The organism is Nocardia sp. NPDC004340 (genome assembly GCF_053602575.1).
The window spans coordinates 1-23473 of sequence record NZ_JBSGDW010000009.1; the positions used below are offsets into that span (position 1 = coordinate 1).

Annotated in this window: 28 protein-coding genes; 13 read left to right on the forward strand and 15 right to left on the reverse strand. The window is 69.2% G+C overall.

Going from position 1 to position 23473, the window contains the following annotated elements; all coding sequences use genetic code 11:
• Positions 1 to 499, forward strand: a 499-nt coding sequence (locus ACWEOI_RS28450) for a hypothetical protein (RefSeq protein ID WP_452361555.1), incomplete at its 5' end; no start/stop codon positions are given.
• Between the two features lie 199 nt (positions 500 to 698).
• Here ACWEOI_RS28450 and ACWEOI_RS28455 read toward each other — a convergent pair.
• From ACWEOI_RS28455 to ACWEOI_RS28470, 4 genes are all read right to left on the reverse strand, one after another.
• Positions 699 to 1109, reverse strand: a complete 411-nt coding sequence (locus ACWEOI_RS28455) for a nuclear transport factor 2 family protein (protein ID WP_452361556.1) — start codon at positions 1107 to 1109, stop codon at positions 699 to 701.
• A gap of 11 nt (positions 1110 to 1120) precedes the next feature.
• Positions 1121 to 1576, reverse strand: a complete 456-nt coding sequence (locus tag ACWEOI_RS28460; RefSeq protein WP_452361557.1) for a hypothetical protein — start codon at positions 1574 to 1576, stop codon at positions 1121 to 1123.
• 134 nt (positions 1577 to 1710) lie between these two features.
• The gene (locus ACWEOI_RS28465) at positions 1711 to 2190 is read right to left on the reverse strand and encodes a hypothetical protein (RefSeq protein WP_452361558.1); all 480 of its coding nucleotides are present in this window, start codon (positions 2188 to 2190) and stop codon (positions 1711 to 1713) included.
• A gap of 100 nt (positions 2191 to 2290) precedes the next feature.
• The gene (locus ACWEOI_RS28470) at positions 2291 to 2476 is read right to left on the reverse strand and encodes a YdeI/OmpD-associated family protein (protein ID WP_452361559.1); all 186 of its coding nucleotides are present in this window, start codon (positions 2474 to 2476) and stop codon (positions 2291 to 2293) included.
• A 151-nt stretch (positions 2477 to 2627) separates the two neighbouring features.
• On the opposite strand from ACWEOI_RS28470, the gene ACWEOI_RS28475 reads away from it, so the two are divergent.
• The 4 genes from ACWEOI_RS28475 to ACWEOI_RS28490 all read left to right on the forward strand — a co-directional run bounded on the left by ACWEOI_RS28475 (position 2628) and on the right by ACWEOI_RS28490 (position 8009).
• On the forward strand, positions 2628 to 3494 hold the full coding sequence (locus tag ACWEOI_RS28475) for an IclR family transcriptional regulator (RefSeq protein ID WP_452361560.1): 867 nt from the start codon (positions 2628 to 2630) through the stop codon (positions 3492 to 3494).
• A 131-nt stretch (positions 3495 to 3625) separates the two neighbouring features.
• On the forward strand, positions 3626 to 6238 hold the full coding sequence (locus ACWEOI_RS28480; RefSeq protein ID WP_452361561.1) for an AAA family ATPase: 2613 nt from the start codon (positions 3626 to 3628) through the stop codon (positions 6236 to 6238).
• 45 nt (positions 6239 to 6283) lie between these two features.
• Complete coding sequence (locus ACWEOI_RS28485; protein ID WP_433671446.1) at positions 6284 to 6508, forward strand: hypothetical protein; 225 nt, start codon at positions 6284 to 6286, stop codon at positions 6506 to 6508.
• Positions 6509 to 6596: 88 nt separating this feature from the next.
• Entirely contained in the window at positions 6597 to 8009 is a 1413-nt protein-coding gene (locus tag ACWEOI_RS28490) for a serine/threonine-protein kinase (RefSeq protein WP_452361562.1), read from the forward strand.
• A gap of 30 nt (positions 8010 to 8039) precedes the next feature.
• On the opposite strand, the gene ACWEOI_RS28495 is transcribed toward ACWEOI_RS28490, so the two are convergent.
• Genes ACWEOI_RS28495 through ACWEOI_RS28505 form a run of 3 tightly spaced genes read right to left on the reverse strand, consistent with a single transcriptional unit; the run spans position 8040 to position 11439 of the window.
• Positions 8040 to 9161, reverse strand: a complete 1122-nt coding sequence (locus tag ACWEOI_RS28495; protein WP_452361563.1) for a hypothetical protein — start codon at positions 9159 to 9161, stop codon at positions 8040 to 8042.
• 11 nt (positions 9162 to 9172) lie between these two features.
• Positions 9173 to 10693: a protein phosphatase 2C domain-containing protein gene (locus tag ACWEOI_RS28500; RefSeq protein WP_452361564.1), complete on the reverse strand. Its 1521-nt coding sequence runs from the start codon at positions 10691 to 10693 to the stop codon at positions 9173 to 9175.
• An 8-nt stretch (positions 10694 to 10701) separates the two neighbouring features.
• Entirely contained in the window at positions 10702 to 11439 is a 738-nt protein-coding gene (locus ACWEOI_RS28505) for a vWA domain-containing protein (protein ID WP_357090559.1), read from the reverse strand.
• Between the two features lie 259 nt (positions 11440 to 11698).
• On the opposite strand from ACWEOI_RS28505, the gene ACWEOI_RS28510 reads away from it, so the two are divergent.
• From ACWEOI_RS28510 to ACWEOI_RS28520, 3 genes are all read left to right on the forward strand, one after another.
• The gene (locus ACWEOI_RS28510; RefSeq protein ID WP_452361565.1) at positions 11699 to 12580 is read left to right on the forward strand and encodes a hypothetical protein; all 882 of its coding nucleotides are present in this window, start codon (positions 11699 to 11701) and stop codon (positions 12578 to 12580) included.
• Positions 12577 to 13185: a hypothetical protein gene (locus ACWEOI_RS28515; protein ID WP_452361566.1), complete on the forward strand. Its 609-nt coding sequence runs from the start codon at positions 12577 to 12579 to the stop codon at positions 13183 to 13185. Before ACWEOI_RS28510 ends, ACWEOI_RS28515 begins: the two co-directional genes overlap by 4 nt.
• A gap of 105 nt (positions 13186 to 13290) precedes the next feature.
• The gene (locus ACWEOI_RS28520) at positions 13291 to 13689 is read left to right on the forward strand and encodes a PPOX class F420-dependent oxidoreductase (RefSeq protein ID WP_433671437.1); all 399 of its coding nucleotides are present in this window, start codon (positions 13291 to 13293) and stop codon (positions 13687 to 13689) included.
• Positions 13690 to 14071: 382 nt separating this feature from the next.
• Here ACWEOI_RS28520 and ACWEOI_RS28525 read toward each other — a convergent pair whose 3' ends face one another.
• Both ACWEOI_RS28525 and ACWEOI_RS28530 read right to left on the reverse strand, forming a co-directional pair.
• On the reverse strand, positions 14072 to 14188 hold the full coding sequence (locus ACWEOI_RS28525; RefSeq protein WP_452361702.1) for an aromatic-ring hydroxylase C-terminal domain-containing protein: 117 nt from the start codon (positions 14186 to 14188) through the stop codon (positions 14072 to 14074).
• Between the two features lie 82 nt (positions 14189 to 14270).
• Entirely contained in the window at positions 14271 to 15215 is a 945-nt protein-coding gene (locus ACWEOI_RS28530; RefSeq protein WP_452361567.1) for a LysR family transcriptional regulator, read from the reverse strand.
• Between the two features lie 242 nt (positions 15216 to 15457).
• Between ACWEOI_RS28530 and ACWEOI_RS28535 the strand changes: the two genes are divergently transcribed.
• Positions 15458 to 16336 carry a LysR family transcriptional regulator gene (locus ACWEOI_RS28535; protein WP_452361568.1) on the forward strand — a complete coding sequence of 293 codons (879 nt, stop codon included), beginning with the start codon at positions 15458 to 15460 and terminating at the stop codon, positions 16334 to 16336.
• A 2-nt stretch (positions 16337 to 16338) separates the two neighbouring features.
• Here the strand turns inward: ACWEOI_RS28535 and ACWEOI_RS28540 are convergent, their stop codons facing one another.
• Entirely contained in the window at positions 16339 to 16986 is a 648-nt protein-coding gene (locus ACWEOI_RS28540) for an NUDIX hydrolase (RefSeq protein ID WP_452361569.1), read from the reverse strand.
• Positions 16987 to 17042: 56 nt separating this feature from the next.
• Between ACWEOI_RS28540 and ACWEOI_RS28545 the strand changes: the two genes are divergently transcribed.
• A complete protein-coding gene (locus ACWEOI_RS28545; RefSeq protein ID WP_452361570.1) occupies positions 17043 to 17798 on the forward strand; it encodes an EI24 domain-containing protein in 756 nt (251 codons plus the stop codon).
• 9 nt (positions 17799 to 17807) lie between these two features.
• Here ACWEOI_RS28545 and ACWEOI_RS28550 read toward each other — a convergent pair whose 3' ends face one another.
• From ACWEOI_RS28550 to ACWEOI_RS28560, 3 genes are all read right to left on the reverse strand, one after another.
• Positions 17808 to 18557, reverse strand: coding sequence for a ZIP family metal transporter (locus ACWEOI_RS28550; protein WP_433671425.1), 750 nt, complete (start codon positions 18555 to 18557; stop codon positions 17808 to 17810).
• 56 nt (positions 18558 to 18613) lie between these two features.
• Positions 18614 to 19435, reverse strand: a complete 822-nt coding sequence (locus ACWEOI_RS28555) for a thioesterase family protein (RefSeq protein ID WP_452361571.1) — start codon at positions 19433 to 19435, stop codon at positions 18614 to 18616.
• 96 nt (positions 19436 to 19531) lie between these two features.
• Positions 19532 to 19906: a cupin domain-containing protein gene (locus ACWEOI_RS28560; RefSeq protein ID WP_452361572.1), complete on the reverse strand. Its 375-nt coding sequence runs from the start codon at positions 19904 to 19906 to the stop codon at positions 19532 to 19534.
• A 79-nt stretch (positions 19907 to 19985) separates the two neighbouring features.
• On the opposite strand from ACWEOI_RS28560, the gene ACWEOI_RS28565 reads away from it, so the two are divergent.
• Positions 19986 to 20432, forward strand: coding sequence for a MarR family transcriptional regulator (locus ACWEOI_RS28565; RefSeq protein ID WP_433671421.1), 447 nt, complete (start codon positions 19986 to 19988; stop codon positions 20430 to 20432).
• A 16-nt stretch (positions 20433 to 20448) separates the two neighbouring features.
• On the opposite strand, the gene ACWEOI_RS28570 is transcribed toward ACWEOI_RS28565, so the two are convergent.
• Entirely contained in the window at positions 20449 to 21306 is an 858-nt protein-coding gene (locus tag ACWEOI_RS28570; protein WP_452361573.1) for a GNAT family N-acetyltransferase, read from the reverse strand.
• Between the two features lie 188 nt (positions 21307 to 21494).
• Here ACWEOI_RS28570 and ACWEOI_RS28575 point away from each other — a divergent pair, with 188 nt between their 5' ends.
• Both ACWEOI_RS28575 and ACWEOI_RS28580 read left to right on the forward strand, forming a co-directional pair.
• Positions 21495 to 21809: a hypothetical protein gene (locus ACWEOI_RS28575; protein ID WP_433673262.1), complete on the forward strand. Its 315-nt coding sequence runs from the start codon at positions 21495 to 21497 to the stop codon at positions 21807 to 21809.
• A gap of 61 nt (positions 21810 to 21870) precedes the next feature.
• Entirely contained in the window at positions 21871 to 22929 is a 1059-nt protein-coding gene (locus tag ACWEOI_RS28580; RefSeq protein ID WP_452361574.1) for a crotonase/enoyl-CoA hydratase family protein, read from the forward strand.
• 33 nt (positions 22930 to 22962) lie between these two features.
• Here the strand turns inward: ACWEOI_RS28580 and ACWEOI_RS28585 are convergent, their stop codons facing one another.
• Positions 22963 to 23427, reverse strand: coding sequence for a MarR family winged helix-turn-helix transcriptional regulator (locus ACWEOI_RS28585; protein ID WP_452361575.1), 465 nt, complete (start codon positions 23425 to 23427; stop codon positions 22963 to 22965).
• Positions 23428 to 23473 lie beyond the last annotated feature (46 nt).

The following is a 23473-nucleotide window of genomic DNA, read 5'->3' on the forward strand; positions in this document are numbered from 1 at the left end:
CAGCGAAATCGACAGATTACCTACCGCGTTCAAGATGCCAAGTTCACAACCTGGCCATCTCTGGCACCATGAACCGCTCACTGCACTGAATTCGGCATTATGGTGCGTACCGGTGTTCCGCGACGGCGCGAATCCCATTGAAGGACAACGAGCGATGTCTGACAGTAACGAACCCGCAGTGCGCTACTACGCATTGATCGATGACGAGAGAGGCTACCCCGATGGCTGGCGCGCGCGTCGGATTACCGGGCTTGTGCGCCGGACCGCCACCCGACCTGTGCCGACCGACGAAGCGCTTGGCAGGGACTTCGAATGGTCTCCTACCGAGTACCTCCAGCGCTACAACCCCGGAACGGACGAGCCTCACGAGGAGATCTCCGCCGAGTCAGCCGAGCGATTGATAGAGAGTTGGCGCGCCTCGTGGACGAGCCGCGAGGCCGAACGCGCCGAACGCGCACGCCCCGAGTCAAACCCACCCATCGACGATGCACAAACCTGATCGGCTTGGGGCGCGGACAAACCGGCCGGGCATGGGAGCCGTTCCCGACTCAGCTGTCCCAAGTCCCATCGACCGATCGGTCGGCACCCACCTCGCAACGGAGCTCCACGCCGTACCTGGTCCACGTCTCAATTCCCGCAGTGGCAAGAGCCGCCCGGTCAGCGGCATGAGCGGATATCTTGCAGGACCTAGGATTCGATCACTCGGTCAGCGTGGCCAGTACCGCGGAGGTGTCGTGGTAGTACGGGCGAAACTCGGTGATCAAGCCGTCTCGAAAGCTGATCCATTGCAGTAGTGACGTTTTCAGTGTTCGGCCGGTGCGTCGTGCGCGCAGTCGGCCGCGGCTGTAGACCACGACCCGATTCTGATCGCTGAGGAACTGCTGTTCGTCGAACCACAGACCGTCCCAGTTCTCGCCCATGGCGGCTATGAACTTCCGGAAGCCCTCGTGCCCACGCCATTCGCCACCGTAGGGCAGACTGGATGCCTGGTACATAACGACGTCCGAGGCCAAGTGCGCAGCCATCTGCTCGAACTCGGCGCCCTCGGTGAGGTACGCGGCCTCGGCCGCATAGAAGGCCTGCAGAGTGGTCATCACATCAACTGACATTCTCCCGATCCTCACAGCGACTGATCCTCCACGCTGGCGGGATTCCGACTTCGCGATTCGACACCGGTGTCAGTGCCCAGATTCACGCTCATCGGCATGAGCGAACGTTCGACGGTCGTGCCCGAGGCTATGACCTGCTCGCGCGCGGCCGCATGACGAACGTCTGTGTAGTAGACCGTGCCGAACGCGATGTCGGAGTATCGATCCCAGTGAGCGCGCCCGTGCCGACCGCAGAGCAGGCTGTCCCGTTCGTCGCCCCGGTACTCGATGACGACGACTGGTTTGCTGGAGGTGAAGTCATCGATCGCCTTCCACTGCTCGTACGGATCGGTGTAGCGATCGAACTTGATCCACCTGGCAGGCATATTCGTGGCACCTCTGTTTGCATGGGGCCGCTGGCTTCCAGCGCCTGGCGGCGGGTCCGTGGCGGTGGGCTGGCCTGCTGCTCCATTCTCGAGTGGTTTCAAGCAGTTTCCTGACTCGGAGGCACCGAAAATGGAGCAAAAGGCCAGCTTCGACCTCCGTCACAGGGTCGCTGGTTCGATCCGGCTAGAAGACCAACCTGACCGACAGGACGAAAACCATTGCTGCGTAAGGGCGGTCAGAGTTGTGTGTGCCCGGAGCCGGTGAGGATGATCAGGGGCATCATCAGAACACCGAGAATGTCGTTTCCGGTGCACTGGGCCGAGGCGCTGGAGCTACCGGTCGGTTGGCTGCCGCAGTTCTGGACCGTCATGGACTTGGTCGACGAACCCTGTGTGGCGGTGAGGCTGTAGACGCCTTCGGGGAGCTTCGAGCGATAGACGTACTGGATGGTCCCGGTGCCGGCCGTGGATCCGGCTTGCGGGGCGAACGTGCCGACGTTCAGCCCGCCCAAGGTGACCGTGACCGGCGCCAGGGCGTCCGCGCCGCTCGTGGACACGAAGATCGTGCAGGTATTGCCTGCCCCTTCACATCCTCCGATGCCGGTGTCGATCTGTGTCAGATTCACATTGTCGACCGTGGCCGACGCCGATGCCGCCGCGACGACCGGTATCGCCAGCATGGCCACCGTGGCGGCGGCCCAACTCAATTGCTTCATCTGTACTTTCCCGTTGGAGTGGCGTTGCCGGCACCTGAGTGCCGCTCCGACGGTAACCGCGTGGCGAGGCCCTGCGCGTACGAATTGAAATGCCGGTACTTCAACCTCGCAAGGTGGCGATGGCTTTCTCGATGCGGCGTTGGCGGGTTTCGGGCTTCTTGGCGCTGTCGATGGCGTGGACGTGTTCGCGTTTGCGGCTGTGGGAGAGGTTGTCGTAGGCGGCGCGGGCGAGGGGGTCGGCGTCGAGGGCTTGGGCGATTGCTCCGGCTCCGATGGCCGCTCCCATTTCCTACACCAAGATCATCGCGGAGCCTCGAAGCGCTGGGTCCCGCGCCGCGCCGGGCACTCTCACCTCTGGATTGTGTTTTCCTGAGAACAGGGGCGGTGTGTGCGACAGTCGGATCGATGGTCGTCCCGTACCTGGGAGGAGTCGGCAGATGACCGATGATCACACGGTGGTCGGCCGGGTGGTCGCGATTCTGGACGCGGTCGCCGACGCGCCGGCACCCTTGCCGCTGCGCGAGCTGACCCGGCGGACCGGGATACCGAAACCCACCGTCCGGCGGATCGCCAACGACCTGGTCGCGCGGGGCATGCTGGTGCGCACCGAGGACGGCTACTGGGCCGGGTCACGGCTGATGAACCAAGGGCTGCAGTCCGCCTACCAGCAGCGGATGCCAATGACCGTGCAGCCGTATCTACAAGAGCTGCACTATGTTTCGCGCGGTGAGATCGCCTGGTACGCGACGGTGCACGATGGCAGTCTGGTGACGGTCGGCGCCGCTTTCGGACCGCGGTACGCGGCCGCCATGCAGCGCGGGTGGTGGCCCAATCTCGAGATGTTCGGCAACAGCGCGGTGCTGTTCGCCTCGGGTCGGCTCCAGTTCGCGCACGCGCCGGACCGCGCGGACCGGGTGCTGTCCACCGGGTGGAGTCCGATGACGCCGCAGTCCGTGACCGATCGGCACACCATGACCGACCTACTGAAACAGGCCTACGACACCGGATACACCGAGGAACAGGAGCAGGTCGCGCTCGGATACCGGTGCGCCGCGGCCGCATTGCGCGACGACGCCGGTCGGCTCACCGGCGTGGTGGGTGTCACCGGCTGCACGAACTCGGTGACCGCCGCCGACCTGCGGACCGCGCTGTCGAAATCAGCCGACGGTCTCGAACGCGATATCCGCGAAGTCGTCGGAAGGGTGCCAGACCCCGCCACAGTGCTGCCGTCCTATCTACGACTCCGATCCGGGGTCGGATACACCTGGCCCGCCTTGCCCACGGCTACCCGAGTCACTGAATGACACGGTGTGGTGCGCTGCCGCCCGGTGCGGCCGATACTCGTGCTGCGCAGCGCAATTCACCGCCGATACACCGGCGGCGACGGCAGCCGATGCGCCACACCTGAGAATCCGGGGGGGAGGTCGCGGTGTCCATGACGACCGATAACGCTCTGGTGCAGTCCGTTTGGCCACTGATCGGGCGGACCGAGGAACTGCGCCGCGCCCAAGCGGCGGTACGCGGCCCGCGCGCCGGGGTCGTGCTCGCGGGCGCGTCCGGGGTCGGCAAGAGCCGGCTCTCCAGGGAACTACTCGAAACGCTCTCCGGCCGCTACGAGGTGCGCTGGGCCGCCGCCACCGCCTCGGCCCGGTCACTGCCGCTGGGCGTCTTCGCCGAATGGGTGCCCGCCACCGCGGGCACCGATCCGATCCGACAGGTCCACGCCGTGGTGAACGCACTGTCGGCGAGCCCGGAGAATCGGCCGGTGATCGTCGGCGTCGACGACGCCCACCTGGTCGACGATCTGTCGGCGCTGGTCCTGCAACAGCTCGTCGATCGCCGAGCCGCCCGCCTGGTCCTCACCGTGCGATCCGGGCAACCCGCCCCCGACGCCGTCGTCGGCCTGTGGAAGAACGAACGGGTCGAGCGGCTCGAGGTGCTGCCACTGGCCCGCGAGGAATCCGACCGCCTGGTCGCCCGGGTGCTCGGCCAGCCGCCGGATCCGCCCACCGCACACCGGCTGTGGCAGCTGACGCGCGGCAATGTGCTGTTCCTGCGTCATCTGGTCGAGCAGGAGCGGGAGGCCGGACGGCTGCTGACCCGGCCCGGATCAGCGATGTGGACCGGCAATCCGGTGATCTCCGGCACCCTCGGCGAACTGATCGACGCGCAGATGGGCTCGCTGTCACCGGAATTGGCGCTGGTCGTCGACAGCGTCGCGGTCAGCGAACCGGTCGACGCCACCGTCCTCGTCGACGTCGTCGACGAACTGGCGTTGGATCTCGCGCTCGCCCGCGGACTGGTTCGCATCGACCACACCGGCCGCCGCGAACTGGTGCTCCTGGGCCATCCCCTCTACGGGGAGATTCGCCGGGACCGCACCAGCCCGGCACGGCTGCGACGCCTGCGCGGCCGGATCGCCTCGGCCGGCGGCACGGTCGCGGCCGACGGGCCCACCGCACTGGTCCGGCAGGCGCTCATGGCGCTGGACTCCGATCTGCCACCGGATTCCGGATTGTTCACCGCCGGCGCCGGCGCCGCGATGCAGCTGCTGGACGGTGCCGGCGCGGCCCGGCTCGCCGGAGCCGCGCGGGTGGCGGGCGGCGGCTACGACGCGATCCTGCTCGAATTGTCGGCCACCCAGTTGATCGGCTCCCCGGAGAACGTGGAGAGCCTGGTCGCCGACCTGGATCCGGACGAGATCGGCATCGGGCCCTGGGAAACCGCCGACCTGGTCGTGCGCCGGGCCGCCAACCTGACCTACGGCGCCGGCGAACCCGCCCGAGCCGCCGAGATTCTCGCCGCCGCCCGAGCCGAGCTCCCCGCCGCCTGCGCACCCGTGCTCGACGCGTTCGCGGCCGGAGTCGACGCCATGGCGGGCCGGCTCCCCACGGACGCGGTGGCCGGTCTGCCGGACCACCCGGAGCTCCCGGACTTCGCGCGCCTCACCGGGCTGTGCGCGTTGTTGACGATCCACGCGTCGACCGGCGATGTCGCGGCGGCGGACGCCGTCGCCCAACGCGGCGCGCAACTGCTGAACCGGTCCGCCGCCGCGGCCCCGCTGGTGTTCTTCCTGACCTGGCATCACCTGCGCGCGCTGCTGCTCGCCGGGCGGCTCGCGGCCGCCGACCGGATCGCCGAGCGGATCGAGATCCGCACCGTGGGGCTCCCCGCGCTGTTCGGCCGATTCGCCGTGCAGCTCCGCGGCCACGCCGATCTGGCCGCGGGCCGCCTCGGCACCGCCGTCCCCGCGCTGCGCCGGGCTGTGGACGTGTACGCGCGCGACGGTTCGAACGCGTTCGGGCTCATCGACTCTCGGATCGATCTCGCCACGGGGCTGGCCATGTCGGGGCACGCCGACGAGGCCGACGCCGTACTCGCCGAGCTGACCGCCGAACCGAACCCGTTCCCTATCCTCGACCCGCCCCTGCTGCTGGCGCGGGCGTGGACCGCCGCCGCGCAGGGGGCCAGGACCGTAGCCGTCGACACCGCCCGGGTCGCCGCCGGGCGCGCGGCCGAATTACACACTCCCGCACAGGAAGTGGTCTGCCTACAGGTCGCCACCCGATTCGGAGACCGTGGCGCGGCCGCACGCCTGACCGAACTCGCGACCCTCGTCGGCGGCCCCCGGGCCGGGACCGCCGCCGCGCACGCCCGGGCCTGGGCCGCCGGGGACGGCGAGGGCCTGCTGGCCAGCGCGGCCGACGCGGAGGCGGGCGGCGACCGGGCCACCGCGATCGACGTGGCAGCCCAGGCCGCGGCGGTCTTCCGCCGCCGCGGCCTGCGCGGATCGGCGATGTCGGCCTTGGAACGCGCACACCGGCTCGCCGACGAATGCGCCTTCGCCACACCGGCTCTCAACGCGGCGGACGACCGGTCCACCCGTACGGACCGGCAGCGGGAGATCATCGCGCTGGTCGGTGAAGGCCTCACCAACCGCGAGATCGCGGCCCAGCTGAACGTCTCGGTCCGCACGGTGGAGGGACACCGCTACCGCGCCGCCCGCCGCCAGACCGGAAGTGTCGGCGCCACGCCGGGATTGGCGTAGTGGACTACCCCAGGCGGGCCGCCCGACCGGGCGGACCATCGAACGGTGAACGATTCGGTCGACCCACGTGAGGCCGCGCTCCGGCGGTTGCCCACCGCGTACTCGCTGGCGCTCCGGCTCCGCGAGGCCGGGGTGGAACCGGACCTGATCTGTGAATACCTCGGCATCGAACCCGAGGCGCTCGCCCCGCTGCTGGACATCGCGGAGGCGAAACTCACGTGTGCGCTCCAACCGGACGGATCGAGGGAGACGGCCTGGGAATTGGAGTAGCGCACTACGCCAGCCCGCGACGGCGCGGGCACGCACGATGAGGTCGGTCCCGTCCGAGGGCCACAGGACGAGGCGAAAGCGAGGCGGCGTGCTAGGACCGCTGCTGCCCGGCGATCCGGGCCGGATCGGGCCGTTCGTACTGCACGGACGGCTCGGCGCCGGCGGGATGGGCGTGGTGTACCAGGGTTTCGGGCCCGACGGCACCGTGGTCGCGATCAAAGTGCCCAAGCCCGAGCTCGCGCACGATCGCGAATTCCGGGCCCGCTTCCGGCACGAGGTGGCCGCCGCCCGCCGAGTGCACGGCGACTTCGTGGCCGAGGTCGTGAACGCCGACGTCGACGCGCCCCGGCCGTGGATGGCGAGCGCGTTCGTCGGCGGGGAACCCCTCCAGGACGTGGTGGCCCGGCGCGGGCCGCTCACCGGCAGCGCACTCGACGAGTTCACCTCCGGACTGGCACAGGCGATCGCGTCCGTGCATCGGGCCGACGTGGTGCACCGGGATCTCAAGCCCGGCAACATCCTGCTCACCCTCGACGGGCCGAAGATCATCGACTTCGGGCTGGCCTTCACGCCGGACAGCACCCGGATCACCGCGCCCGGCGTGGTGATCGGCACGATCGCGTGGATGGCCCCGGAGCAGTTCGGGACCGGGGACGCGGGGCCACCGGTCGACATCTTCGCGTGGGGCACGTGCGTCGCCTTCGCCGCGACCGGCCGGATTCCGTTCAATGGCGAGAACGTCTCGTCGGTGATGGTCCGGATCGTGCGCGGCACACCGGATCTGGACGGGCTGTCCGGCAAGTACCAGAGAATGCTGGCGGTCAGCCTGAGCAAGGATCCGGAATTGCGGCCGACCGCCGAGGACCTGGTGACGGCCTTCGCGCGGCCGAGTCCGCCACGCCGCCCGATGCCCGCCACGCCGCCGGATCATGTCGTGATCGATTCCAGACCACGGGATTCCGAACCTACCGAGCCGGCCGACCCGTGGCTCACCTACCTCGCTCCCGCCGATCTGCCGGACACGGTCCCGGTTCCGCTCCCCCACACCACCCTCCTGAATCCGGCTCGCCGCACCGATCCCACCGTCGTGCACACCGATCCCACCGTGGTGCACAGCGCCCCGCGACCACCCGCACCCGATCCCGCGGCGACCGTGCCGACCACCGTCGTCACCGATGACGATCCTTCCCAGCCGATTTCGTCCCAGCGGCTGCGGCCATCGCACGCGACCGACCGGTCGGGCTCGGCATCGCGGCAGCGGGCACGCCGCAGCCGGGTGCCGACCTACCTTCCCCTGGCGTGGATTTCGCTGATCCCGCCGCTCGGCCTGCTGTTCGGACCGGCGGCGCTCGTCCAGGCGACCCGAGCCCGGGTGTACGCCCGCCGGGCGTATGCCGAACCGCCGCAGCGAACCCGGCTCGCGACCCTGGTGGGCGTGGCCGGGCTGCTCATCGGGGCACTGAGCGTCCTGGTGGCGCTCCGGCTGCTCACCGGCCACTGAATCGGCCGTTCCGACGTCACGGCGGGTCCGTCAGCCGTGCATCGCGATCCCGAGCACCACCAGGATGATCAGGGCGGCCAGCGCCGCCGCCAGCAGAACCGGCACCAGCTTCGACGCCCGGTCGGAAGCCTCGACCGGCAGATCCTGGACTGCGGCAACAGGTTCCGCCACCATGGTCATCTCGGCGAGGTGCGCGACGCGCATGGCGGGCGACCAGCGTTCGAGCAGCACCGTGTCGGTGCGCCGGAACGTCCCCCCGTCCGGACGCACCACCGACTGCCAGGCCCGCGCCAGCGACCGCAGGTCGGCCGAGGTCAGCGCCGGCGCCGGTGAGGTCAGCAGGGCATCGATGGCTTCGAAATCCGACATCGGCAGCAGCTGGCCGAAGCGCCCGTAGTCGATCCGGTCGGCCGCCAGATCCTCCGCGAGGCAGCGGATCGCGAGCAGCGCGAACTTGAACAGGTCGGTGGTCGGCGTGAAACCGTCCCCGTTCGCGTACTGCGGCCGCCAGGGCAGCGGATCCAGATTCGGCATGGCGGAATGGCCATCGATCAGGAACGAGTCGCAGTCCAGGAAGTAGTTCTCGGTCACGACCGGCTGCCCGGCGGGCGCGGCGCCGGTGACGAGAATATTGTTCGGCTGCAGATCACCGATCACGATCCCGTTGTCGTGCAGGAAGTCCAGATCACCGAGCAGCCGCCCGAGCCGGGCCAGCTTGTGCGGGAAGTCGTAGTACTCGAATCCGCGCCGCGTCGCCACCTGCTCCGGCACCGCCAACCGGGTGAAATGCCTCGGCTTCCAGCCGCTTCCGGGATTGTGGAAGTACATGGCCGGGGCCTCGGGCAGCACCACGCCGACGATCTCCGCGCCGTCGGTGACGACGGCGCTCGGCCATGCGCATCGGGCCAGCAGTCGTTCGCGGTCCTCGGGGGCCAGCCGCCGCGGCCAGGCCACCAGCTGCCGCAACCGGTCGCCGTCCAGGTCGGCGCGGGCCTCGTCCCGGAATCGCTTGAATACCAGGTGGTCCCGATCCGGCACCGTGCACCGCCAGATCTCCGCCGCGCCGCCCTCCCCCAGCGGCCCACCGGGATCCAGGCGCAGGCTGCGCAGTCGGTACCACGCCTGGCCATCGGTGGATTCGGCCGCAGTCATCGACACCCCGGCTATCGGCCGACCGGCCAGGCCGCGACGATCGTCCGGTCGTCGTGCAGGCCGGGCAGCTGGAAACCGACGATCTCGGCGAAGACGTGCTCGGCCGGCGCGGGGCCCGCGAGCTCCGGGAGGATCGTCGAAAACTGCTGCGGCACCAGTCGAATCGCGTCCGCCATACCGTCGCTCGCCAGCACCACCATGCGCCGGCCGGACAACACCTCGGCGCCGGTGACCAGGCGGTCGGCATTGCGCGGCAGCGACGCGGTGACATTGCTGACCCGGCCGCCGGACTTGGTGTCGTTGCGGGTGAGCCAGTTCGTCGCCCCGGTACCGAGATCGACGGTGAGCGCGTCGCAGTCACCGACCGCTGCCCACAGCATCGGATAGCCGCCGGGACCCACCGGACCCAGCGCGGCGAAGGTCAAGGTGCAGGCCGGAACCGAGGTCCGCTTGCCCTCCGCGGTGCCGTGCGGATCGCGATAGCCGATCTCGGCCGCCAAGCGGGTGAGGTCCTCGGCGCCCAGATTGCGCGCGACCTCGGCGGCGACGTCGCGCGCGAGCACGGACCACTGCGCGGCCACATCTCCGGGACGGTACCCGGGCACGCGCTTGTGCAGGGCCTCGATGGCGACGCGGCACGCCCGCTGCGCCGCGACATGCGAATTCTCCGCGGAACCGAGGCCGTCCGCGACCGCCAGGAAGACCCAATTGTGTTCCGGTGCACCGCCGATGGCGTAGGCGTCCTCACGGGTGTGCCCGTTTCGCGCGTGCTGCAATCCGACCTGGGTCGCGGCATAGACCTCGAAACTTCCGCTTCGACCGCGATCCACGGTCAATCCGCTGACACCGGAGGTGGTGACCGCCGCCAACTCGACCGGCCGGGCGGCCTTGGCGACCGGAGGCGGTTCGGCCGCGGAAGGCCGCGGGGTCTCCCCGGGTAGGGCACCGGAGGCCGGAGCCGGACTCCGATCACCGATGGCGGACAACACCACTACCGCTCCTCCCGTCACCAGGGCGGCCGCGGCGGCCACCAGCGCCGCCGGGAGCAGCCCTCGGTCCGCGGTGCGCGGCGGGTCGGCCAGCACGAGCATCACGTCGCCGTTATTGCCCGTTCGGCTCAGATACGCGGCCGGGTTCTTCTGGGTAGAGCTGATTCCGAGCGTCACGCACGGCACATCACGGCCGTTCGGCGGTCTATCCGCCCGGTTCGGATTCGGAAAGACCAGTCCCACAACGCCGCCGGGCAGCCCCGGAATCTCGCCCGCCGCTGTAGTGGTCGAAGGCTGGCCGTTCGGATTGCTCTCGGTGGACCCCGCGGGCGGCACCGAGCCGGCCGGGCAACCGCTGACCGGCGGGCGACTCGCCGCCGCGGATACGGCGCTCTGGTCCACCGGTTTCGGCGAGGAATCACCGAGCCACTGGACGATCAGCGCCACCAGGAAGAAGCCGATCGTCGCGACCAGCACCACCAGCGACGTCGTGTGCACCCGCACGAACCGCCGCCGCAGACCGGGTCGCCTCGGTCGAGTCATCGAATTCCTCACTCCAGCCGCCGCATTCCCGCGGGTGTGCGGAACAGGAAGGCTCCCTGTCCCACGCTGCTGCTGATCGAGAACTTGATGCTGTTGATGATGGCGCGCAACAGATCTCCCGGCGCCACGCCGCCCGTCGCCACACAGGCCGCACCGACCGGGTCGATCGACCGCAGCTGCCGCACCGTGCCCTCGGTGACCTCACCGATGCCCAGGGCCACCACCACCGGCCGGAACGGATGTCCCGGCGCCTCCAGCGCGTGCCGGACCGGCAGCCACACCTCGTCCCGCTGCAACTGGCCGTTGACCTGTGGATTCCCATCGGTCAGGAAGAACACGACCGGCGTGTAGGACTGCAGTCCCGCACGGGCGAAACGCTGCTGATCATCGCGGAGCATCCGGTTCAGGAACGAGAACACCTGGGCGTAATCGGTCGAGCCCTGCCTGGGCAGGCGCGGTAGCGCCGGATCGGACCGCAGCGGGGTCAACGGGAGCACCGGGACCGGGGAATCGCCGAACGCGATCACACTCAGATGCGCGGTGTCGTAGGTGGTCGGGTCGTCCGCGAGCACACCCAGCATGTCGGGCAACGACTGCTCGATGGTGTCCAAGGGCGTGATCGGCTGTCCCGGATTGAAATCCGGATCCCACATCGACCGCGAGACGTCGCACACGATGTAGAACGGGAACACCCGGCGGGCGCTGACACCGGCCTGGGTCACCCCGAAACGAGATTCGCTACGCATCACACCACCGCCGCCACGGCCTCATGCCCGAGTCGCCTTCCCGCGCCACTCGGCGCGCCTCTTCGTCGACCATGCCCCCGATCGCCGACGGCGGCGGAGGTAGCGGACTACTCGATTTCGGGACGGCGACTACTCCAGCCCGAACCGATCCGTGCCGACCGGCAGGCACCGGAAATGAGGTAGCGCACTACCTCCGTATCCGGACAGGGACCGGCCCACCATGGGTCATGGCCGTGAACCGGCCAGGGAGGAACCCGCGATGCCACAGGCGAACTCGCACCGCCGCCATCGATGCCTCGACAGTGCCCGGCTGCTGCTCGCCGTCGTCGCGGTCCTGCTGTGCGTGGGCACCGGCTCGGTCGCGATCGCCGCTCCGACAACGACTCCCAGCTCCCCGTCGGTGCCGCCCCAGGGCGGCGGTACCCACGACGGACCGGGCCCGTCACTCATCGTCCCGGCGACCGCGCGGCGTGGAACCACGATTTCCGTCTCCGGCGACAACTGGGTCTGCACCAGCGATCTCACCCTGACCACGAGTTGGTCGAGCAGCGCAACCACGAAGGTGACGAACTACTCCTTCACAACCCGCCTCGCGATTTCCGATCACGTGCCGCTCGGGCCGCAGACTGTGACCGCCACCTGCACCTACGTGAATGTGCGAACGACGGCGCCCGGGTATGCGGCACCCTGCTGCTCGGACACCATCACCCGTAGCGCGCCCATCACCATCCAAGCGGCGCACGTGGATCCACCGGTGCCGAACGGACCCACAGGCGGCAACCACGGCGGAACGCCACCGCAGGTCGAAATAGCGCCGCCGCCCAGCTCGACCGACGCGGGCGGGCCGGAATCCACCCCACCGGTCGTGCCGGCGGCCGTGATCGGCGTCGTCGCCGTGGCCGGAATCGCCCTGACCTCCGTGATTGTCCGGCGCCGCCGATCCGCCGCCCCGCAACAGCTCTACCGGCAGCCACCGCATCGCGCACCGGCCCGTCAGCCGACGGTCCGAGTGTCGGTCTCACCGGATATGAACCCGCAGACGGGCATTCGCGAGATCGGCCGTCCGACACGTCCGCTCACCGTCCACGTCCGCATGCACCTCGGCACACCCGAGGTATTCGTCAGGGAGCTGTCACGATGACCACCCCGTTGATCTCGGCGCGGACGGTGGCGCTCGGCTACTCGGCGCCCGCCGCCGACGACCTCGCGAACTACCTGCGTTCCAGCGGAATCGACCGCATCGCGCTGCGCGGAGCGCTCGCGATCACCGAGCCGCTGCGCACGGCGGCCCTCGCCGAGATCGCCCAGGCGATCGACGGGTTGCTCAATATCAGCCTGGCACAGGTCGCTGTCGAGGGCTGGTGCCGCTACGACAAGTTGCTCCGCGCCGCGGATCGCACCCGCCGCGGCGGCAGTTCCGAGAAGGTCCCGCTGCTCGAACACGAAATCTCGCACACCTACCACCCGGCCCTCGAGGTCTATGTGGATGACCAGCAGGTCAGCAGATTCGAGATCACGGTCGACATCTCGCTGCGCGTGTTGCCGCTCGAGGCGACCGTCCGCGGTGGCAGACTCGTCGAGCTCGGCCCCGGTGACTGCACCGCGACCGTATCGATCGGCACACCGGACCTCGGGCCGATCCTGGTGCGGGACCACACATTCCAGACCTCGAGGGCCTTCGACCTCCGTCGCCCGATAACCCTCTCGGGTCCGAGCCCTCGAACCGGCACTCCCCGCCCGCGGTAGCGATCCGAAAATCTAGCAACGCTAGACAGGTCCTGCGATCGATGTTACCGTTGCTCCAGAATCTAGCGCTGCTAGATTCAAGGTAACCGACGAGGAGTAATCGCCATGAGCTTCACCACCAATGAACAGAAGTTCCTCGCTGAGGCCGGGCTCGGTCGACTGGCCACGGTGTCGCCCGACGGGGTCGTGCAGAACAACCCGACCAGCTACCGGGTCAACGCCGACGGCACCATCGACATCGGCGGCATGCGAATGGTCGCCACTCGAAAGTACCGCAATATCCAGGCCGGCAGCCGCGTGTCATTCGTTGTCGACGAACAGGTTTCGCTGGACCCGTACGAGATTCGCGGCATCGAGGTCCGCGGCACCGCCGAGACGATCGAAGACATCGATCCCCCGTTCCCGGTCCAGGAACGCGCCATCATCCGCATCCACCCCGAACGCATCATCTCCTGGGGCATCGACGGCGCCTCCTTCGACTTCACCAGCCGCCGCGCCGAGTAATCAGGCGGCGGAGGCGATCCCCTCGCCGCCCGGCGGGACGGGGGTTGGGTCGGTACGATCCTCTCGCGGTTCATCGGGGGTGGATCGCCCCGGTGGGTCCGGGAGTTCGAGAGTGAGTCGACGTGACCAGCGAGCAGTTTCAGTCCTATCCGAATCCGGAGGCTTACGATCCGTTCGGGGGTGGGCGGTCGCAATCGGCCAGACCGACACCGCCTCGGTCTGTGGTCTACGCGTTCTACCTCATGCAGGCAATCCAGCGCCTACTTCCGCCCTGCCCCGCACAGCACGCCGCAATCCCCCGGCCCGGGTCAGCCCGGCCCCTGGATCTACTGACGCAACCTTCGTCATGCCCCGGCAATCACTTGCCGGGGCATGACGCGTTTCAGTGGGTCATCGGGGCGCCGAACCAGGTCGACAGGGCCCGGTGGAGGGCGGAGGTGGCGGATTCGGCGGGTTGGGCGAAATCCGCTGCCCAGGCGATGTAGGCGTCGGGGCGGATATCGACTCCAGGACAGGGTCCTCATCGACGACCGGTTCCGAGGTTTCGGGTTCCTGGTACAAACAGGATTTGGAACGCCAGATCATGAGCTCTCTTCCACGGCCGCGCGCACGGCGCGGATCAATTCGGTTACCAGGGGTTCCGACGCCCGCGCGGTCCAGACCACCGCCGCGTCGATGGGCGGCGCGTCGGTGATCGGGACCACGCTGGTGGCGGGGTCGGCGTAATGGCGGCCCAGGGACTCCGGCGCGAGCCAGATGCCCTGCCGCCGGGCGGCGATGATCGGCCCGTCCGCGGTGTCGAGGACCGTCGGCTCCGGACGTCCGGCGGCGGGACGCAGGGCGGCGGCCCAATACCGTTCGACCGGATCGGACAAGAAGATGGCCGGGAGCACCAGGGTCTCCGCGGCCAGGTCGGCCAGCGGCAGCCGCTCCCGCCCGGCGAGCCGGTGATCTCGTGCGAGCACCGCCACCCACGAGTCCTGCCCGATCACGCTGTAGCGCAGGACGTTTCCTTCGAGCGGCAGCCACATCAGGCCCGCGTCCGCCCGGCCCGACTCGAGTTCGCGCAGGCTCTCCGGCATCGACCGGACACTCACCAGCACCACCCGCAGCCCGGGATCGGCCTCCTCCAGCCGGTCGGCGATCCGGATCAGGAACGACGAGGTCGAACGGGGGCTGCACACCACCCGCAGCTGGTTGATCGACTGCCCCGCAACGGTATTCATCCGTGCGGACAGTTCCATCAACCCGGCCACCATGGTTTTCGCGCCGTCCGCGAAGATCTCGCCGGCAGCGGTGAGACTCACCCCTCGAGAGTCTCGCACCAGAAGCATCACTCCCAGCGCCCGCTCCAGCTGTTTGATCTGCGCGGACAGCGTCTGCTGGGTGGTGTGCAGCCGGACCGCCGCCCGCGTGATGCTGCCCTCCTCCGCGACCGCCCGGAACGACTCGAGCTGACGCATGTTCAACTCCGGCAGCACCGAGCGGGGACGGCCGTCCGGTGGCCGATCCGCCGGGTCAGACATCCCGCGGCCACCGGTGCAGCGGAACCCGTTCCGCCACCGAATCTGATGTCGGAGAACCGACAACGGACGTCATTCGACAACTCCTCGAAAAGGGATCGCGACCGAACCGGTCACCGAGACGGAACCCCTGCTCACACCGGACGTCAGGGGCTCACGTACTAGAGTGGTCGCCCGGCCACCGCCGAACAACGACAGAACCAGCAATGCCGCATTAACCGCGGAGTTAACGAGACAGGGATTCCGTGGAGCTGCGCGAGATCGAGATCTTCTTGACGCTGGCCGAAGAACTGCACTTCGGCCGGACCGCCGAGCGACTCAATGTCACCCCGGCGCGCATCACGCAGGCGATCAAGAAGCAGGAGCGGCAGATCGGCGCGCTGCTGTTCGAACGCACCAATCGCACGGTGCGGCTCACCTCGGTCGGCGAGCAACTACGCGACGACCTGCGACCTTTGTTCGAGGGATTGGAACGCAGTGTGCGGCGCGCCAAGCAGGCCGCCCGCGGGCACACCGCGGTCCTGAAACTGGCCCTGCTGCCGTTCAATATCGCCGAATTCCACACCTACTGGAACGAATTCCGCGCCCGCCACCCGCAATGGGAGCTCCAGGTCCACCGACTTCCCTACACCGACGTCTTCGGGTCCCTGCGCAACGGCGACTACGACGTGATCGCCGTGTGGGGCCCGGTCCCCGACGACATCACCATCGGCCCAGCCCTTTTCAGCGACGACCGCGTCCTGACGGTCAGCCACCACCATCCCCTCGCCGACCACGACACCGTGTCGGTCGAGGACTTCGCCGACCACCCGCACTCCATGCCGCCCGGCAACCCCCGCGAATGGGAGGAGACCTACCTCCCCTTCACCACCCCCGGCGGCCGCCCCATCAACCGCCTGCGTCCCGTCACCAATGTCGACGACCTCATCGAATGGGTCCTCAACGGCGACATCATCCACCCCTTCCCCGCACACGTCACCGAGTTCTGGAAGATGTCACACGTCCGCTTCATCCCCATCCCGGACCTGCCGCCACTCACCTACCACCTCTGCTGGCGCGCCGAGGGCGAGACCGAACCCATCCGCGCCCTCGCCCAGGTCCTCACCGACCTGCGCGGCGCATAGGCCTACTCCCAGGCGAAACGGGGCTGGTCGAAGTGGTCGACGCGGGTCGCGCGGCCGTGCAGAGCCACCTCGCGGAACTGGTGCAGGATCGCGGCGGTGGGGGCGTGCAGGTGGCCGCCGAGCAGGGGGAGCTGGATGGTGGGGCGGTCGGAACCGGGGACGGTGGCGAAGCGTGGGTCCACGTCGAGTTCGGCGAGTGGGATCCAGTGCACGGAAGCCACTTCGGCGGGGTTCGGGGCGAGAGCCGGCGGATCGGCGACCCAGGCCACGACGGGGGTCATGATGTAGCCGGAACGGGTCGGGTAGTCGTCGAGGAGACCGAGGACGGCCGATCGGGGCAGGGCGATGCCCAGTTCCTCGTGGAGCTCGCGCAAGGCGGCGGCCTGCGGATCCTCGCCCGGGTCGAGTCTGCCGCCGGGGAGGGCCAGCTGGCCGGCGTGGGCGCGCAGGCTAGGCGCCCGCTCGGTCAGCCAAATACCCTGCTCCGCACCGCGATCGACGATCGCGATCAGGACCGCGGCGGGCTTGCGGCCCTCCGGGTCGACGGTCCGGCGGGGAAACGCGTCCATCGCCTCGGCGACCACTGCCCGCAACCGATTCGCGGGCACGTCGTTCCAGCGGTATCCGCTGCGATCTTGATCGACGGCCATGCGCCGAACCTAGATCGCGGCGGCGGGCAGCGTCAAGCAGCCAGTATCGTTCCGGCATGCGCGATTTCGGGATGGGATTTGCCCAGTTCTTGGCGGGGCAGCGGTGGGCGGCTCGGCATCGCCGGGAGTACGGGCTGGGACTGGTGCCCGCGCTGATCACGCTGGTGATCTACGGGGCGGCGCTGGTCGGGGTGATCGCCTGGGGCGGGGACGTGACGGAGACGCTGACGCCGTTCGCGAACGGATGGCCGAGTCCCTGGCTGGGGTTGTTCCGCGGGGCGCTGATGGTGGCGTTGATCGCACTGGCGGTGCTGGTGGCGGCATTGACCTTCACCGCGGTGACCCTGTTGATCGGATCGCCCTTCTACGACGTGATCTCCGAGCGGGTCGACCGGTCGGTCTCGCCGGACGGGAGCGCCCCGGAATCAGGGCTGGCCTGGTGGGTCGAGTTGTGGATATCCGTGCGGGACAGCGCCCGAATCCTGGTGCGAGCCATGCTGTGGGCGGTACTGCTGTTCGTCCTGGGGTTCGTACCCGTCATCGGGCAGACGGTGATCCCCGTGCTCGCGGTGTTCGTCACCGGATTCTTCCTGACCCAGGAACTGACTTCGGTTGCGCTGCAACGACGCGGGGTGCACCTGAACCAGCAGATGGCCATGCTGCGGTCCCGCAAGGCCGTGGCCTGGGGCTTCGGCGCACCGCTCGCCGCGGCGTTCCTCATCCCGGTGGTGGCCGTGTTCCTCATGCCCGGAGCGGTCGCCGGGGCCACACTGCTGAGCCGCCAGCTGCTGGGGGAACCGACCCGGGCCTGACCCCGCCGCTCACAGGGTCGAGAGTGCGAAGGCGGTGAGGAATCCGGCGACGGTGACCAAACCCGTGACCAGGTGGGCGTTTTCGAAGGCCTCCGGAATCATCGTGTCGGCGATCATGGTCAGGATCGCGCCCGCCGCCAGCGCGATGATCGCGGCCAGGACAGACGCGGACAGCACGTCCGACAAGGTGAAACCCAGCATGGCCGCCGCCGCGCTGAGCACGGCGATGCCGCCCCACAGGCCGAATATGTAGGCGGGAGTGCGGCCCGCGCGGCGCATGCCGGTCGCGCTGGACAGGCCCTCGGGGATATTGCTGATGAACACCGCTGCGACGGTCGCGACGCTGACCGCGCCGCCGGAGGCGATGCCCACACCGATGATCATCGATTCGGGGATGCCGTCGAGCAGTGCGCCCAATGCGATCGCGGTGCCCGAACCTTCCTGATCGGCCTCCGAAGGCTGTTGATCACCGGACCGTTTGCGATGCCGAGCGCCACGGCGAGCCAGCGCGCTGTTCGCGCCGGTGTACACCACGGCCCCGGCCAGCGCGCCGACAGTCGTGGGCGCCAGACCGCCGCGCGCGTGCGCCTCGTCGATCAATTCGAACGAGACCGCCGACAGCAGTACGCCACTGCCGAACGCCATGACGGTCGCCACCAGCTTGGCGGGAACCTGGACCAGGTAGCCCAGACCCGCGCCCATCACCAATGCCGCGCCAGCGAGCAGCCCCCAGCCACCCGCCTCGACCACAGTGCCCATGTCCAGTGACTACCACCGGATCCGGCCCGACGGTGCGCGACCGGCCGATGGACGACTCAGCTCGTGACGACGGGCAGGGACTGGGCTTCGGCGAATGCCGCCATGTCGACCATGCGGCGGGCATTGGACAGCGCGGTGATGGTGCACACGCCCAGCGCGCCCGTGCGGTCGTAGAGGGTGGCGGTGGAGACCGCGATGCCGTTCGCGGACACGTGATCCCGGGCGTGCACGCCGATCTCCGGGCCCTCCGGCAGGCGCGACAGGGTCATGGTGACATCGGTGTTGATGTAGCCGACGCCCGCGGTGCCCCAGTTGCACACCAGGTTGGTGGTGTCGGCGGCGAAGGCCGCGCGCTCGAACGGGGTGATGGGCTCGCCCGCGATCAGGGGCGGGACATTGTTCCAGGCGGTCTTGCGGTGCGGGTTCACACCGGAGGCGAAATCGTGGGTCCAGTCGGCGGATCCGGATTTGAACAGCGGTGGCGCGCCCTCGGGACGGTCGAGCCGCTGGTCGGGGACCGGCAGGTCCTGGGTGGGCTGCCAGATCTCGCCGGGCGGCTCGGCCGCGGCGATCAGGAATTGGACGGTCGCGCGGGCCCGGACCTGGTCCTGCTGGACGATCGAGGCGTCGACCACGCGAATGCGGTTGCCGTCACGCACGATCGAGCTGTGCAGTTCGATCGGCTCGTTCAGGACGGGGCTGAACATGTCGACGGTGAAACGGGCGGGCACGAACTCCGGGCCGGGGCTGTGGGTTTCGAGCTCGTGGGCCAGCAGCCCGCAGACGGCGGTGCCCGCGAGCTGGCTGGAAGACCAGGCGCTGACCGCCATGCGGGTCGCCGTGTAGCGACCGTCCTCCCGAGTGAAGAACGCGGTCATGATGCCTCCCCTGCCTGGTGGTGATCTTCCAAATTAGAACACGTGTCAGAAACGCGGGGGAAGGCGCGCGTCCCGATCAGCGGGCAGCGGGCGGGGTCAGTTCACCCAGGGCGGGTTCACCACGGTGCCGTCGAGCAGCTCGCCGGTGAAGCCGACCGGGGCCGTGACCAGCACCTCGGCGGGCCGGTCGGACGGGTTGTCCAGGCGGATGACCGAATCCGCGGGGGCCACGCCCGCGTCACCGGCGGCGAGGCGCGCCGACTCCCCCTGAATGGTCAGCGTGATCGAGCCCGCCAGCACCACGAAGCCCTCCTCGCGGTGGATGCGGTGCGCGACACCCTGGGTGCCGGGCGCGATCTCGAGGCGCCACACGCACAGCTCGCTGCTGCCGGCGCTGGGGCGGATCAAAGGGGTGAAGCGGGAACCGTGCATCTCGTGGGACTGGATATCGGCGGCGTGGACGACGGGCATGGGCACTCTCCTTTAGTCAAGTAGCTTGACCATATAGTCAAGCTTGTTGACTTCTTTGTCAAGTGCCAAGATCTCAGACATGCCCGGACCCGCACAGGACCTGCCGCTGCTGCTGCTCGCGGCCGCCGCCGAGGTGACCGACGCCATCAACGACGGCTGCGTGGCGGCCGGGTTCACCGACATCCGGCCCACCCACGGCTTCGCCTTCGTGCGCATGGCGCCGTCCGGGGCGACGGTCGGCGAGATCGCCGAACACCTGGGCGTCACCAAGCAGGCGGCCAGCCAGCTGGTCGACGAACTCGTCAAAAAGGGCTACGCGCAGCGCAATCCACATCCCACGGATGCCCGCGCCAAGCTCGTCACGCTCACCGACCGCGGCTGGGCCTGCACCCGCGCCGCCGACGCGGCCGCGGCCCGATTCACCGAGCAGTGGGCGGCGACACTCGGGCTCGAAGCGACGGTGGGGCTGCGCAACGCCCTCGCGCGCGTGGTCACGCCGGGCCGCGTGCGCCCCTCGGCCTGGTGACCGATCCGCGTGGCACTCAGCCCAGTTCGAGGGTGGTCGCGCCGAACACCCGATCCAGCCGGAAGTCCCGCACCGGCCCGGTGTACATGCGCGCGGTCTCGAAGCTCGGCGTCAGACCGGCCTCCTCCATCAGGCGCACCGCGGGCTCGTTGACCAGCGGAACATCCACCGCCAGCGGCATTCCCGCCGCATGCGCGGCCAGCGCGGCCAGCAGCTGACGCGCGTCAGCGGGCGTATCCGCGAACAGGGGTCCGACCCGCAGGGTGTCCCGGGCCGGGCGCAGGACGGCGTACCCGGTGAGCGTGCCGTCGACAATGCGCGCGAACGTCCGATGCCCCGGCTCGTCGAGCCAGGCGGTGAGAAATGCCGGGCGATCCGCCGGATAGCACGCGGAGTCGTACGGCAGCAGTTCCGCCGTATCCGCCGGGGCGAGCGCCGTGACGGCGTTGTCAGGCAAGGGCAGTCGCAGCACCCCGATGAATCGCGCACTGCTGTAGGCGAGTTCGAATCCGCTGCGCCGATAGTTGTCCTGCTGTGCGGGCACCCCGTCCAGGCCGACCACCCGGTTTCCCGCGTGCTTCAACCCGGCCTCCCAGGTTGCCAGCCCGAATCCACGCCCGCGCAGCTCCGGCCGCACCAGATAGAAACCCAGGAAGGCGTAGTCCGCGCCGTAGTTGACGACCGAGACCGCGGACGCGGGCTCCCCGTTCACCCGTCCGAGGAAGAACCCGTCGGGATCCTGCGCGAAATACGAAGTGGTATCCCGCCGCCCCGGATTCCAGCCCTCGGCGGCGGCCCACTCCACCACGGTGGCCCACTCCCCCGGCGTCGCCCGGGAAACGACCAGATCATCGATGCGCACGGTCTCCGGCATGCGATCAACGGTAGTCGCAAAACCGCTGCTACTCGGCAGGATTCGCGGAGCCCGGCACAGAGCGACAGCAGCGCGGGCCGGTCGCGCCGGCGGGGGCCCGAGCGGGCGGCCGATCGGGGTCGGAACTCCGGTAGGGTCGGTGTGTCATGGCCCGCGACCTGCGAGGTTGCGCGGAGTTCGAGGAAGAGATGGCCGACTACGCACATTCCGATCACGCCAGCCGGAGCCGCGAGGAGAAGGCTCGGCGGCTGGCCGCGTATGTCTGGGCACGCGGGATCAGCGGGGACGAACTGCTCGAACTCCCGGTGGCGCAGCGGCGGAAACTGGCCCGGGCGGCGGACACCAATCCGCCCAGCACCGAGGAGACCTGGCAGGTGGTGGCCCGGCTGCTCGGCGAGAAGGACGCCTGGGCGGCCCGGAATCCGGGGCATCCGGCGGCCGTGCGCGATCACGCGGACGAGAAGATCCTGTGGGTGAAACCGCCGGTCAAGCCCTGGGAGTAGCGGCAAACCCGTCGCCCGTGAACTCTTGACATCAAGAAATGAACCAGGGTTCACTGCTTGAGTGTCCCCCGACTATGAGAACCACGCCGGCACCCGCCCGGCCGCCTGGCGCGACGACCTGACCGCTGGCGACGACTCGCTGTTCGCGGGCCGCCCGGAACCGGTGAACGAGTACACCGGGCGCACCCTGACCTACGAGGTGACCGGCCGGATCGCGCGCATCACCTTCAACCGGCCCGAACGCGGCAATGCCATCACCGTCGACACCCCGATCGAACTGGCCGCGGCCGTCGAACGCGCCGACCTGGATCCGCGGGTGCACGTCATCGTGGTGAGCGGGCGCGGCAAGGGCTTCTGCGGCGGCTACGACCTGTCGATCTTCGCCGAGAACGGCCTCGAACCGGCCGAGGGCGCCCAGCCCGCCGAGGGCAGCGTGCTCGATCCGGTCGTGCAGGCGCGCAATCACAATCCCTGGGCCACCTGGGATCCCATGGTCGACTACGCCATGATGTCGCGCTTCAACCGCGGCTTCTCCAGCCTGCTGCACGCCAACAAGCCGACCGTGGCCAAGGTGCACGGCTTCGCCATCGCGGGCGGCACCGATATCGCGCTGTTCGCCGACCAGATCATCTGCGCCGACGACGCCCGCTTCGGCTACCCGCCCACCCGCACCTGGGGCATCCCCGCCGCGGGCATGTGGGCGCACCGCGTCGGCGATCAGCGGGCCAAGCGCCTGCTGTTCACCGGCGACAGCCTCAGCGGCACACAGGCCCTCGAATGGGGCCTCGCCATCGAGGCCCCGCCCGCCGACGAACTGGACGCGCGCACCGAGGAACTGCTGGAACGCATTTCGATGGTGCCGATCAACCAACTGGTCATGGCGAAGCTGGCCCTCAACAGCGCGCTGCTCAGCCAGGGCGTGGCCAACTCCGGCATGGTCAGCACCGTGTTCGACGGGATCTCACGGCACACCCGCGAGGGCTACGCCTTCCAATTGCGCTCGGCCACCGCCGGTTTCCGCGAGGCCGTGCGGGAGCGCGACGAACCGTTCGGCGATTGGAAGCGCGCGCAATTCGAGAAGCCCGCCGGCGAGTCGAAACCGGCCGAGCCCGAGGCGTAGCCGGGCCGAGTCTGGGCCCCCGCCGGTCGCGGCTCAGTCGACCCCGTCCGGATCCGTGCGCTCGACCTCGGCGACCACCCGGTCGGCCAGCGAGCGCACGGCCTTCGCCTCCTCGGCGGTCATCTCGTCGATGAGCAGCCGACGCACCAGCTCGACGTGATTCGGCGCGGCGGCCGCGAGGGCGGCGCGGCCCGCGTCGGTGAGCCGGATCTCGCGGCCGCGGGCGTCGTCGGCGGCCTGGCAGCGGTCCACCAGGCCGCGGGTCGCCATCCGGGACAGATGCTTGGACAGGCGGCTCTTGTCCCAGCAGATCTCCGCGCCAAGTTCCTTGGCGCGCAGCTGGCCATCGGCCGCGGACAGCGCGACCAGCACTTCGTAGTCGGAGAACGACAGCCCGTCCCGGGTCAGCCCGGCGGCGATCGCCGAGTCCAGGCGTTGCCGCATGCGGATGAAGGACTGCCAGGTCGTCTGTTCCTCATCGGTCAGCCAGCGCGTCATGACATCCATGGTATCGGGAAATAGTTGACATGGACACCATGACAAT

What these genes read in the sequence shown, in the direction of transcription:
- ACWEOI_RS28560 (WP_452361572.1), bottom strand. Translation starts at nt 19,906, where the DNA reads ATGCCCGTCGTCCACGCCGCCGATATCCAGTCCCACGAGATGCACGGT.
- ACWEOI_RS28480 (WP_452361561.1), top strand. Translation starts at nt 3,626, where the DNA reads ATGACGACCGATAACGCTCTGGTGCAGTCCGTTTGGCCACTGATCGGG.
- ACWEOI_RS28475 (WP_452361560.1), top strand. Translation starts at nt 2,628, where the DNA reads ATGACCGATGATCACACGGTGGTCGGCCGGGTGGTCGCGATTCTGGAC.
- ACWEOI_RS28565 (WP_433671421.1), top strand. Translation starts at nt 19,986, where the DNA reads ATGCCCGGACCCGCACAGGACCTGCCGCTGCTGCTGCTCGCGGCCGCC.
- ACWEOI_RS28505 (WP_357090559.1), bottom strand. Translation starts at nt 11,439, where the DNA reads ATGCGTAGCGAATCTCGTTTCGGGGTGACCCAGGCCGGTGTCAGCGCC.
- ACWEOI_RS28545 (WP_452361570.1), top strand. Translation starts at nt 17,043, where the DNA reads ATGCGCGATTTCGGGATGGGATTTGCCCAGTTCTTGGCGGGGCAGCGG.
- ACWEOI_RS28520 (WP_433671437.1), top strand. Translation starts at nt 13,291, where the DNA reads ATGAGCTTCACCACCAATGAACAGAAGTTCCTCGCTGAGGCCGGGCTC.
- ACWEOI_RS28585 (WP_452361575.1), bottom strand. Translation starts at nt 23,427, where the DNA reads ATGACGCGCTGGCTGACCGATGAGGAACAGACGACCTGGCAGTCCTTC.
- ACWEOI_RS28540 (WP_452361569.1), bottom strand. Translation starts at nt 16,986, where the DNA reads ATGGCCGTCGATCAAGATCGCAGCGGATACCGCTGGAACGACGTGCCC.
- ACWEOI_RS28465 (WP_452361558.1), bottom strand. Translation starts at nt 2,190, where the DNA reads ATGAAGCAATTGAGTTGGGCCGCCGCCACGGTGGCCATGCTGGCGATA.
- ACWEOI_RS28455 (WP_452361556.1), bottom strand. Translation starts at nt 1,109, where the DNA reads ATGTCAGTTGATGTGATGACCACTCTGCAGGCCTTCTATGCGGCCGAG.
- ACWEOI_RS28495 (WP_452361563.1), bottom strand. Translation starts at nt 9,161, where the DNA reads ATGACTGCGGCCGAATCCACCGATGGCCAGGCGTGGTACCGACTGCGC.
- ACWEOI_RS28570 (WP_452361573.1), bottom strand. Translation starts at nt 21,306, where the DNA reads ATGCCGGAGACCGTGCGCATCGATGATCTGGTCGTTTCCCGGGCGACG.
- ACWEOI_RS28575 (WP_433673262.1), top strand. Translation starts at nt 21,495, where the DNA reads ATGGCCGACTACGCACATTCCGATCACGCCAGCCGGAGCCGCGAGGAG.
- ACWEOI_RS28470 (WP_452361559.1), bottom strand. Translation starts at nt 2,476, where the DNA reads ATGGGAGCGGCCATCGGAGCCGGAGCAATCGCCCAAGCCCTCGACGCC.
- ACWEOI_RS28515 (WP_452361566.1), top strand. Translation starts at nt 12,577, where the DNA reads ATGACCACCCCGTTGATCTCGGCGCGGACGGTGGCGCTCGGCTACTCG.
- ACWEOI_RS28500 (WP_452361564.1), bottom strand. Translation starts at nt 10,693, where the DNA reads ATGACTCGACCGAGGCGACCCGGTCTGCGGCGGCGGTTCGTGCGGGTG.
- ACWEOI_RS28550 (WP_433671425.1), bottom strand. Translation starts at nt 18,557, where the DNA reads ATGGGCACTGTGGTCGAGGCGGGTGGCTGGGGGCTGCTCGCTGGCGCG.
- ACWEOI_RS28555 (WP_452361571.1), bottom strand. Translation starts at nt 19,435, where the DNA reads ATGACCGCGTTCTTCACTCGGGAGGACGGTCGCTACACGGCGACCCGC.
- ACWEOI_RS28530 (WP_452361567.1), bottom strand. Translation starts at nt 15,215, where the DNA reads ATGTCTGACCCGGCGGATCGGCCACCGGACGGCCGTCCCCGCTCGGTG.
- ACWEOI_RS28510 (WP_452361565.1), top strand. Translation starts at nt 11,699, where the DNA reads ATGCCACAGGCGAACTCGCACCGCCGCCATCGATGCCTCGACAGTGCC.